The following is a 10,716-nucleotide window of genomic DNA, read 5'->3' on the forward strand; positions in this document are numbered from 1 at the left end:
TCACTCAGAGTCCCTTCGGGAGGCTCTGATGCTATTAAGTTAAGAGGTTCAGTGTCCCATTCTATTTTTACCCCTTCCCCTAAAGGGCGTATGGACTACCATGCGTAGACCCTTTAAGCCATAGTAGTAAAATACTCTTAACATAGCATTGCGGGAGACTCTGAGGGAAGATCCAAGCGAGACGCATTGAACTATTCTTGCTTTTCATTTACCCAAACAGTAAATAGTCACTCTATACTAGTAAGCCCTTACTGCTACGCCCCGCATGAAGTTGATAAACGCTCGATTCACTACTCTGTTACCACCGGCCGTTGGGTAGTCGCCTGTGAAATACCAGTCGCCTGAATGACCTGGAATAGCTTTATGCAGGTTAGGCACGGTCTGGTACAACACCTCTACTTCAGCTCTTAAGGTTTTCGGCTTCACAATCTCAGAGATCTTTTCAGAAATCTGATCGTCAGTAAACGGATCGTACAATTCCTTTACAAAATTGGGGGCCTCTTTATTGTCGGCATGCATGACGCATTTTTCATACACTTCATCCAGCAAGTGCTCCTTGTTATGGTCTTCCAGCAACTTCAGCACTGCCCTGAAAGCGATGAAGTCTTTCATCTTGCTCATGTCGATACCATAGCAGTCGGGAAAGCGAATCTGAGGGGCAGAAGATACCACCACTATTTTCTTGGGCTCCAACCTGTCGAGCAAAGTCAAAATGCTTTTTTCAAGTGTGGTGCCTCTCACAATACTATCGTCGATCACCACCAGTGTATCAACCTTTTTCTTTACTACCTCATAGGTAGTGTCATACACGTTGGCCACCAGGTCGTCACGGTGCTGGTCGTCGGTAATAAAGGTGCGTAGCTTGGCATCTTTGATCACCAGCTTTTCCACCCTGGGCCTGAACGACAAAATCTCTTCCAGCTTCTTGGGGTCAGTAATCTTTTCTTTCAAAATCACTTTCTTCCTTTGCTTGATGAGGTATTTTTCCATGCCTGCCATCAATCCAAGAAAAGCCGTTTCAGCCGTATTGGGTATATAGCTGAAAACAGTGTTCTGCAAATCGTGGTCGATGGCCTTTAGCACCTGAGGCACCAGGAGCTCACCCAGCATTTTTCTCTCCTGGTAAATGTCCGGATCGGAGCCACGGCTAAAGTAGATGCGCTCAAATGAGCAGGACTTCTTCGGTATTTTTTTAATAAATTTCTCTTCTCTGAAGCTACCATCCTTCTCGATGATTAGCGCACTGCCGGGTTCTATCTCCTTGATATCCGAATAGTTGATGCCAAAAGCAGTTTTGATGGCCGGCTTTTCTGATGCCACTACCACCACCTCGTCGTCGGCATAGTAATAAGCGGGCCTGATGCCGGCAGGGTCACGGGCAACAAATGCTGATCCGTGTCCAATAAGGCCGGCCATGGCATAGCCACCGTCAAAATCTTTGCATGAGCGCTTCAAAACCCTTTTCAGGTCAAGCTTCTCTTCTATGATATCGGTAATTTCCTGATTACTGAAATCGTCTTTGTACTTATCAAAAAGCAGCTGATTTTCTTCATCGAGGAAGTGGCCGATTTTCTCCATCACGGTCACCGTGTCAGTCTTCTCCTTGGGGTGCTGACCCAACTCGATCAGCTTCTTGAAAAGCTCATCCACGTTGGTCATGTTGAAATTGCCGGCTACCACCAGGTTGCGGCTTCTCCAGTTGTTCTGGCGTAAAAATGGGTGGCACTTCTCTATGCTATTAACGCCGTGCGTGCCGTACCGCAGGTGCCCCAGCCAAAGCTCGCCGGTAAATCCATAGTTCTTCTTCAGCCATTCAGCATCGAAGTATTTCTCCCCGCCTTCTCTCTCCGCCTTCTTGTACTTCTTCATCACCTTATCGAAAATCAGGGACACGGCTTGATTTTCGATAGACCGGTACCGGCTGATATACCTGTATCCCGGCTCGATATTGATTTTGATATTGGCAACTCCGGCTCCATCCTGCCCTCTGTTATGCTGCTTTTCCATCAGCAGGTAGAGCTTGCTGGCCCCATAGGCAGGCGACTGATACTTATCAATATAATATTGAAGGGGTTTTCTGAGCCTGATGAGTGCTATGCCGCACTCGTGTTTAATTTGATCACTCATAAATGGGTTACCGGGAAAGGTATTTGCTGAATTACTTGGATTAAACTGTCAGGCTTTAAAAAAAAGAACACCAGCATAAAAACAAGAAGGCAAGCCGTCATGATCTGGCCTGCCGTAAGTGTTTCCATTTCGGAATTATTTTTTTCTTCCACCTTCAAAAACATGAAGTAGGGTATCTTTAAGTAATAAAATAGTGCAACCACAGTGTTTCCTGCTGCTATCAGGAGAACAAACAACAACAAACTCCCCGAAGAAGTTTGCCATTCGTTCCAAAGTGACGAAAAAATGTAAAGCTTCCCGGAGAACCCAGCCAGCGGAGGAAATCCCACCAGCGACATCATGGCGACCAGAAACGCAACAGCAAGGAAAGCATGTTTCTTACCAAGGCCCTTGTAGTCATTGAAAGAGAACTTTTGCTCCCGTTCCATATGATCTACCAGATAAAAGGCCAAGTAATTCATAAAGAGATAAATGAAGATGTAAAAGTAAAAACTTGTTACCGCAAATCCATCATTTATCGCAATTGGTAATACTAAAAATCCTGCCTGGGCTATTGAGGAGTACGCCAGCATCCGTCGCACGTTGCTCTGATTCAATGCTGCCATATTGCCAAAAACGATAGAAACAGAGGCCATGAAAATCAAAAACTGACTATAACTACTAACTACCGAAAAGCCTTCTGTGAGCCTTAAGAGCACAATCAGGCCGCCGATTTTAGGCACTACGGAAAAAATGGCCGCAACCGGCACAGGAGCCGTTTGGTAGATATCGGGTGTCCACAGGTGCATGGGGAATAAAGCGATCTTGAAGAAAATGCCCATTAGCACGAGTACTATTGCAAATAAGGCCAGGGGTTCGTTGGCTTGCTGGAGCTGTGTGACAAAAGCCTCTGTAGTAAAGGCAAGTGAGCCGGTGAGCCCATAAAGCAAGGAGATGCCATACAACATCAGACCACTGGCAAATGCCCCAAACAGCAAGTACTTGATGCCAGCTTCAAAGTTGAGCTTTTTGAACCCAAACACAGTAAGAATATAACCGCTGATGGAGGTAAGTTCGAGCGCCAGGTATACTGAAAGCAGTGTAGTGCTGCTCACCATGAGCATGCTACCCAAGGCAAGCGAAAGGAGGATATAGTAGTATTCTGTCCGAAGCTGCAAGCCTGTTCCGAAAAGAAGGGTGAGCGCCAGGGCAAGGAGAATGATGGCTTTGGCAAACAACGCATGCCTGTCGGCTGTCAGCTGCCCGGAAAACAAGAGCCCTCCCTCCGGCTCTTGCACCCACAAAGGCAAAATGAGCCACAGCGCAACAAAAGCAAAAAGCATTGAAAGCACCAGCAACAATAGTGGTCGCTTACCCGAAGTGATCAGGTCAACTATAAGAAGCAGTATTATTCCAGCACCGATTGCTAACTCAGGCCCCACCTGATTGAGGCTTCCCAGGGCTTCCAGCAACTGAAACGATAAGCCTTCTTTGTGCATATTTAGCTGCCTTCTGAATTAAGTGACTGGATGATGGTATTTCCATTTTCGAAAACCAGCTCTTTCAGCTGATTGATACTTCCGTTCATTAGGTCGAGAAGGAAATGAGGAAAAATACCAAGCAAAAGCACGATGAAAATCAATGGGATGAACATCAGCCACTCCCGGTTGGTCAGCTCGGTCAGCATATCCTTCCAGCCTACCTCCCTAAGCGCTAACCTACCGTAGAACATCCGCTGCAAGGTCCAGAGGTAATAAGCTGCGGAAAGCACCAGACCAAAGGTAGCCAGCACCGCCATCCACTGCGGCACCTGCCCATTGATTGAAGAGGACTGAAAAGCCCCAAGAAAAACCAGCAGCTCGCCAATAAAACCAGAAAGGCCGGGTAGCCCCAAAGAAGCAAAGAAGAAAAAGACCGTAACAGCGGTAAAATAAGGCATCTTTTCTGCCAGGCCGCTGTAGTTCTCTATCATTCTGTCGTGCGTACGGTCGTAGAGCACTCCTGCTATCAGGAAGAGCGCTGCCGAGATAAACCCGTGGCTCACCATCTGAAACACCGCACCAGAGTACCCTTCGGTGGTGCCGGCAGCAATCCCCAGCAGCACAAAGCCCATGTGGGAAACAGATGAGTAGGCGATCAGCTTTTTTAAATCGGACTGCGCCATGGCGTTGAATCCGCCGTAGATAATGGCTACAACCCCCAAAAAGCCTACCCACCACGAGTAGTCGAGCGCAGCTTCGGGAAAAATTGGGTAGGCAATTCTCAACAAACCGTAACCGCCAATTTTCAACAAGATACCGGCCAGCACAACCGACACTGGTGTGGGCGCTTCCACATGCGCATCGGGCAGCCAGGTATGAAAAGGAACGGCAGGTAACTTGATGATGAAGCCTATAAAAAGGAATAAGAATACCAGGGATCGAATAGAAACACCTCCCCATTCTTTGAGGTTGGTTGGATCCAAAATGCTTCCTGCAATAAAGTTGGCGGGGTCGCTCATGTGCAGGAGATTGAAAGTCCTGACCAGCCTGCCATCAGCTAATATTTCGGTTGGATCAGACACCGAGATGTAGAGGCCGATCATGGCCACGAGGATTAGCACAGAGCCAACCAGGGTGTATAAAAAGAACTTTATCGATGCATATTCTCTTCTGACACCTCCCCAAATACCAATAAGGAAGTACATGGGCAAGAGCATAAACTCGAAGAATATGTAGAAGAGGAAAAAGTCGAGGGCCACAAAGCAACCAATAATGGAGCTGCTCAACAGCAGGTACAAAGCAAAATAACCTTTCACCTGTTTGGTGATCGACCACGAGCTGATCATGCCGATTACCAAAATAAGTGTAGACATCCACAGCAGCGGGACACTCAATCCGTCAACACCCAGCAGGTAGTCGATAGACAACACCCCCCAACTCCCGAGGTCCATGGTGATCCAGTCCGCCTTTTCCACAAAATGAAAACTTTCAATGGAATAACTTCCGCCGCTTTCCGGAAACTGATAAAACTGAAACAAGAGGATGCTGCTGCCTGCAAGTTGCAGTAACACCGCTGCCAACGATATCCAGCGGATGGCAGTGGCTTGCCTGTCTTTCATCAGCAACACTATCAGCGCTCCTACCACAGGTGTCCATATAATCAGCGATAACAGATAGTTCATCATTGGCTTACTTAATCAATATCCAGGTAACTACCAGTAAGGTAAAAAACAACGACCATGCAATATATTTCTGCACTGCACCGCCCTGGAGGGATCGTGCAATGTTACCAAAAAATTCAGTGATTCGAACCGTAAGCAGTACCAGGCCATCCACCACCTTCTTATCAAACCACCCCACGACTACCGAAACCACGACCGTCAAAACCCCTGTTAAATTGATCACAGGATCAATCACACGCCGATCAGCCCAGGATGACGCTCTCGTTAGTTGGTTGAAAGAATACACAACCGTTTGATCATATAGCTCGTTGAGGTACCAGTTGTTAAAAGACAGCTCACTCCAAAAGCCAGGCTTCGAAGTCTTTTCTTCCAGTTCAGCAATGGCCTGATGCTCATCTTCATCATACATCACATACCCCAGGCCGACACCCGTGAGAGAAACCAATATGGAAATAATAGCTATTGTCTTATGTGGAATCTCGTTGGTCGTCTCCAGATAAAGGCCAGAAATGGTGGATCGGCCGGTGGCTACCAGGTCCATCAGCCAGCTGCCTTGCCCGAAGGGGTTCCAGTTGAACCAAATCCAAAGGCTGCCTCCCACCAAAACCAGCAGAGGAATGGTGATTAGTTTGCCATTTTCTGTCAGACCGCCCTTATTGCCTAATCCCGGTGTTTTATTGCTCCCGAAAAAAACCAGCATGACCAGCCTGCTCATGTAAAAAGCAGTGAGAAAAGCGCTAAACAAGGCCAGCATTGGCACCATCCACCTCACACCCCCCTCAGCCGACGCCCAGGAAAAAGCTTTTGTGATAATAGCATCTTTTGACAGAAAGCCTGAGAACATGGGAATACCCGAGATAGCCATCGCCAGCAAAAGAAAAACCAGAAAGGTAGTAGGCATATACTTTCTGACACCCCCCATCAGGCGCATATCCTGGGCATCGAAGTGAGCCTGGCTTTCATGCGCAAAACGGTGCATAGCATGGATGATACTGCCAGCTGCGAGAAAAAGGCCCGCTTTGAAGGCTGCGTGGGTAGCCAAATGGAATAAGCCCTCCTCTCTCCCACCAACCCCCAGCGCCAGCACCATGAACCCGAGTTGCGAGATGGTAGAAAAAGCCAGCACCTTCTTGATGTCATATTGGGAAATGGCAGCCACAGCACCCATCACTGCAGTGATGGCCCCAATAAAAGCCACTATGAAAAGAGCGGGTGGTGTAAATAGAAAAAATACCCGGGCAATGAAGTAAATTCCCGCCGCCACCATGGTAGCAGCGTGAATGAGAGCAGACACTGGCGTAGGGCCTTCCATGGCGTCTGGCAACCATACCTGCAATGGGAACTGCGCTGACTTGCCTACCGCTCCCCCTAAGAGGCAAATGGAAATCACCGTGAACATGAAGGGAGACGAACTGATAAGCTCTCCATTTTTTTCAAAATTAAAAACTTCTCCCTTCCACTGAATCGCATCAACCATCCCCTGCAGCTCACTGATGCTGAGGGTTTTAAAAATAGCATAGATCAAGCAAATACCGATCAGAAAACCCAGATCTCCCACCCGGTTGACAAGAAAAGCCTTAAAAGAAGCCAGGGCCGCCGACTGCTTTTTGTACCAAAACCCGATAAGGAAGTAGGAAGAAGTACCCACCAACTCCCAAAAACAAAATATCAGCAGTAAACTGTCGGATAGCACTATACCGAGCATAGAAAATGTGAAGAGCCCAAGACAGGCGAAATAGCGGTTTTTCCCCGGGTCATCCTTCATGTACTCCAGCGAGTAAACATGCACGAGTAAAGACACTGTGTTGACAATGACCAGCAAGAGCTGGGTGATGCCTGAAAGCGCAAGAGAAAAAGAGAACTCGGTATCTCCTACCGTCCACCACGAAACGGAGAAAAACGACTCTGGCACACCAAAGTTGACACCGAAAATAATCCATGACAAAAGGGTGCTAACGGCCAGAAGTGAAGTAGAAAACTTCCCTAGACCATCCTCTCTTTTTCGCCACAACACCAGCCCTATTACAAATGACAGCAAAGGCAACAGCCATAAGACGGCAATGGCACTCCAAATCCATATGTTGGTAGGTTGCTGTTCCATCTACTCTTCCACCAGGTTGCTTATTTCGTCAAGATTGGTTGTATGATATGTTCTGTAAAGTTTCAATATGATAGCCAATGCCAATGCCGTTTCGGCAGCGGCGATAGTAATCACCACGAGGGCAAAAAACTGGCCATCGAGCCTTTCAGGGTACAAGGCGTTGAAATAAACAAAGTTGATATTAGCTGCATTGAACACAAGCTCAACGCCTATCAGCACGGCAATCACATTCTGTCGGGTGAGCACCAGCGCCACACCAGCCGAGAAAACGAAGGCGGATAGTAAAAGATAGATAGAATTACCCATGCCCCTCCCCTTTGAACCTGGCTACGGTGGCAGCACCCACCAACGCCACAAGCAGTAATACGCCTACAACTTCGAACAGAATAAAATAGTCGGTGAGGATGGCCATTCCCAGCCGCTGTATGTCATGAGGTACCGCAACTATTTCCGTAGTATGAAACCCTTGCGAAAGGTACACGATGCTAGCGAAAAGTGCGACAGAGAATAGTACTCCCAACACTGTCCGGTTAAGTTGGGTTAGAATGGGTTGACCGGAGACCCTATTGGTAAGCATAATACCAAAAATCAGGAGAATCAACACGCCCCCTATATAAATCATCAGCTGTGTAACCGCCACAAAATCGGCCTGCGCCAAAACAAACAACCCCGCTACGCCCAAAAAAGTCAGCACCAAAAGAAAGGCCGCATAAAGCAGGTTTCTTGTGACAAGAATCCCCAGCACGGAGAGCACTACAATTGTAGCAAAAATATAGTGAATAACACCTGTGTCCATCAGTCGTCTTTTTTCGGTTTCATGATGGGCTTGGGCCTGAACACTGGCTTTTTAGTTTCCTCCGGTTCTTTTTCTTCCTCTCCCTCCTGAGGCTCAGGTTTCTTCATCACCGGTTTCATGACAGGCATTTTAGGCTTCATGACCGGCTTCTTGGCTGTATTCGGCGAAGCGTCTCCACTGGTGTCGGCCTTCGGCGTTTCTTCCTTCTCAGCACTCTGTGGTGTTTTGGGCTTCATCACAGGCATCTTCGGTCTGAAAACAGGTTTCTTTGGAGCTTCTGAAGCAGCTTGCGGAACCTCTTCGCTGGCACCAGACTCCTTTTTGGGCATCTGCGGCTTTATCGCAGGCATTTTGGGTCTGAAAACCGGCTTGGCTGAAGCGGCTGCTCCTGATGTTTCGGCGGTGCTAGCTTCTTTCGGCTGCCCTTGCTGCTTGGCCAGCTGCATTTCCTCAAAGGCCTTTTTCTTCTCAAGAATCTCCAGCGGCGTCATTTCTGCAAAAGCAAAATTATGCTCCCTTACTGAAAAGGTACTGAAATCATATTCGCTGGTCATGGTCAGGCACTCCGTGGGGCACACAGTTGTGCAGAGTCCGCAAAAGCAACACTTCGCCATGTCGATATCGAACTTAGCGGCATAAATGCGCTTGGAGGTGCCGTCAGACGTCTTTCCTATTTCCTCCACCGCCCGCACGGGTTCTATGTCTATGCAATTGACGGGACAAATCTTGGCACACTTGTCACACACAATGCAGTCGTCGATCTCATTGTGGAGCTTGTATCTTCCATTGTCGGGCACGGGTAGCTTTTCTTTTGGGTACTGCAAGGTCACCAGCCCTTCGCCCTCCCTGAAGTAATTGTCTTTAGCCACAGAACCTAACGCCCACTTTCCAGTCGATTTTTTCAAGTGCCGAATAGACAGCTGAAGCCCTTCCAGCAAGGTCTGGGTGCTGGTTTTTATATCTGACCAATACGTAGTTTTTTCGTCTCTCATGCGATCATCCATAATCTCCAGATTCCACATAACAAAAGCAAGAGGATGGCCGCCGGAGTAAGGTATTTCCAGCTCAGGTTCATGAGTTGGTCGATACGCAAACGAGGGTAGGTCCACCTGATCCACATATGCATAAACATACCAATGAGGGCTTTCGACAGCAGCCAAAACACTCCCCAAATATAGCTCATAAAGGAGCCGGGAGCCCCTGTTGTCCAATCCGCCAGCTTCACCACGCCCATATTGGGCAGTGGCGTGTTCCATGCCCCAAAGAACAGAATAGCTGCCAGCATACTCACCAGCATCATCATGCCATATTCTGCCAGCATAAAGAAGGCCCACCTGAATCCCGAATATTCTGTATGATAACCAGCGATCAATTCTGACTCTGCTTCAGGTAGGTCAAAAGGTGCCCGGTTGCATTCTGCCAGCGAGGCAATAAAGAAGATGACAAATACCGGTATGAGCAACGGCGCCTGCACAATGTTCCAGGCAAAGACGCCTCCCCATTGGCTCACATCCATGGACTTTACCACGCCAAACAAATAAACCGAATTGGGCGACTGCAGGCCCTGCGACAAGGAGATCTCCTGCAGATCGAGGGACTGTGTGATCATGACAACACACAGGACTGAGAGGCCCAGCGGCACTTCATAGGAAATGATTTGGGCGACTGACCGAAGTGCTCCAAATAAAGAAAACTTGCTGTTAGAGCCCCAGCCTGCCATCAAAATGCCAAGAACGTCGAGTGATATGATGGCCAGCAGGTAGAAAACGCCAATTTCGAGGCCTGCTCCATCCCATGCTCCACTGAGTGGTATCACGGCAAACCCGGAAAAAACAGCAGTAAATATGATGACAGGCGCCAGCTTGAACAGCTTCCAGTCGGCGGCGGCTGGTACTATATCCTCTTTTTGAATGAGCTTGACGATATCGGCTGTAGTCTGCAATATGCCAAACTTCCCGGTTTCCATAGGCCCCATTCTGTCCTGAATAAAGGCAGAAATCTTCCTTTCCGCATAAATGCCAAGCACAGCGTTGGTGAGAATGAGCGGTAAAAAGAAGAGAAAAGTGGTCATAGGGTGCTGGTTTCTCCGGTTATGCGAATATAAGAGGAAGAGATGAGTAATCCTTATGAATGAAAGGTGGGTTGGTTAAATCTCCCGCATGGCTGGTGGTTCAACTGGACAGCCTCAGGGTTTATGCCGGAGACCCCAAGGGGATTCTCTTCAATACAAGCTTATCATAAAAACGTATCCTTTTAGTGTCTCTCGAAGAGGACACTAAAAGGGTTCGTCGACGAAATCCTGTTTTAGAGAGAATATCCATTTGTCAGGTACATGGTGTAGACTTCTGCAGCCTTCTCAGGAATGAAAATAAAAAGTACGTCGCTAACTCCCTCAGGGTCCCTAGCGGAGACCCCAAGGGGATGGTTAAGGGGATTCTTCAATACAAGCTTATCATGAAAACGTATCCTTTTAGTGTCTCTCGAAGAGGACACTGAAAGGGTTCGTCGACGAAATCCTGTTTTAGAGAGAATATCCATTTGTCAGGTACA

At 47.9% G+C, this 10,716-nt stretch carries 8 protein-coding genes; all 8 read right to left on the bottom strand.

The genetic code is table 11. The annotated features are described in order from the left end of the window. Positions 1-237: 237 nt before the first annotated feature. Genes AAC052_RS25010 through AAC052_RS25045 form a run of 8 tightly spaced genes read right to left on the bottom strand, consistent with a single transcriptional unit; the run spans position 238 to position 10,237 of the window. On the bottom strand, positions 238-2,127 hold the full coding sequence (locus AAC052_RS25010) for an amidophosphoribosyltransferase (RefSeq protein WP_317488091.1): 1,890 nt from the start codon (positions 2,125-2,127) through the stop codon (positions 238-240). Beyond that, positions 2,124-3,605 (bottom strand): NADH-quinone oxidoreductase subunit N, encoded by a 1,482-nt coding sequence (locus AAC052_RS25015; RefSeq protein ID WP_339815937.1) that lies wholly within the window; start codon positions 3,603-3,605, stop codon positions 2,124-2,126. Before AAC052_RS25015 ends, AAC052_RS25010 begins: the two co-directional genes overlap by 4 nt. Positions 3,606-3,607: 2 nt before the next feature. Beyond that, positions 3,608-5,272, bottom strand: coding sequence for an NADH-quinone oxidoreductase subunit M (locus AAC052_RS25020; RefSeq protein ID WP_339815939.1), 1,665 nt, complete (start codon positions 5,270-5,272; stop codon positions 3,608-3,610). 4 nt (positions 5,273-5,276) lie between these two features. Continuing rightward, the gene (nuoL, locus tag AAC052_RS25025; protein ID WP_339815940.1) at positions 5,277-7,370 is read right to left on the bottom strand and encodes an NADH-quinone oxidoreductase subunit L; all 2,094 of its coding nucleotides are present in this window, start codon (positions 7,368-7,370) and stop codon (positions 5,277-5,279) included. Further along, positions 7,371-7,676, bottom strand: a complete 306-nt coding sequence (gene nuoK / locus AAC052_RS25030; protein ID WP_317488095.1) for an NADH-quinone oxidoreductase subunit NuoK — start codon at positions 7,674-7,676, stop codon at positions 7,371-7,373. After that, complete coding sequence (locus AAC052_RS25035; protein ID WP_339815941.1) at positions 7,669-8,166, bottom strand: NADH-quinone oxidoreductase subunit J; 498 nt, start codon at positions 8,164-8,166, stop codon at positions 7,669-7,671. Before AAC052_RS25035 ends, nuoK begins: the two co-directional genes overlap by 8 nt. Next, positions 8,166-9,170, bottom strand: a complete 1,005-nt coding sequence (locus tag AAC052_RS25040) for a 4Fe-4S dicluster domain-containing protein (RefSeq protein ID WP_339815942.1) — start codon at positions 9,168-9,170, stop codon at positions 8,166-8,168. The genes AAC052_RS25035 and AAC052_RS25040 overlap by 1 nt, the downstream gene beginning before the upstream one ends. Beyond that, entirely contained in the window at positions 9,155-10,237 is a 1,083-nt protein-coding gene (locus AAC052_RS25045; protein ID WP_339815943.1) for a complex I subunit 1 family protein, read from the bottom strand. Before AAC052_RS25045 ends, AAC052_RS25040 begins: the two co-directional genes overlap by 16 nt. Between the last annotated feature and the right edge of the window lie 479 nt (positions 10,238-10,716).

Origin of the sequence: uncultured Imperialibacter sp. (genome assembly GCF_963974565.1) — a bacterium.
GTDB classification, from domain to species: Bacteria; Bacteroidota; Bacteroidia; order Cytophagales; family Cyclobacteriaceae; genus Imperialibacter; species Imperialibacter roseus.

What these genes read in the sequence shown, in the direction of transcription:
- AAC052_RS25010 (WP_317488091.1), bottom strand. Translation starts at nt 2,127, where the DNA reads ATGAGTGATCAAATTAAACACGAGTGCGGCATAGCACTCATCAGGCTC.
- AAC052_RS25015 (WP_339815937.1), bottom strand. Translation starts at nt 3,605, where the DNA reads ATGCACAAAGAAGGCTTATCGTTTCAGTTGCTGGAAGCCCTGGGAAGC.
- AAC052_RS25020 (WP_339815939.1), bottom strand. Translation starts at nt 5,272, where the DNA reads ATGATGAACTATCTGTTATCGCTGATTATATGGACACCTGTGGTAGGA.
- nuoL (WP_339815940.1), bottom strand. Translation starts at nt 7,370, where the DNA reads ATGGAACAGCAACCTACCAACATATGGATTTGGAGTGCCATTGCCGTC.
- nuoK (WP_317488095.1), bottom strand. Translation starts at nt 7,676, where the DNA reads ATGGGTAATTCTATCTATCTTTTACTATCCGCCTTCGTTTTCTCGGCT.
- AAC052_RS25035 (WP_339815941.1), bottom strand. Translation starts at nt 8,166, where the DNA reads ATGGACACAGGTGTTATTCACTATATTTTTGCTACAATTGTAGTGCTC.
- AAC052_RS25040 (WP_339815942.1), bottom strand. Translation starts at nt 9,170, where the DNA reads ATGGATGATCGCATGAGAGACGAAAAAACTACGTATTGGTCAGATATA.
- AAC052_RS25045 (WP_339815943.1), bottom strand. Translation starts at nt 10,237, where the DNA reads ATGACCACTTTTCTCTTCTTTTTACCGCTCATTCTCACCAACGCTGTG.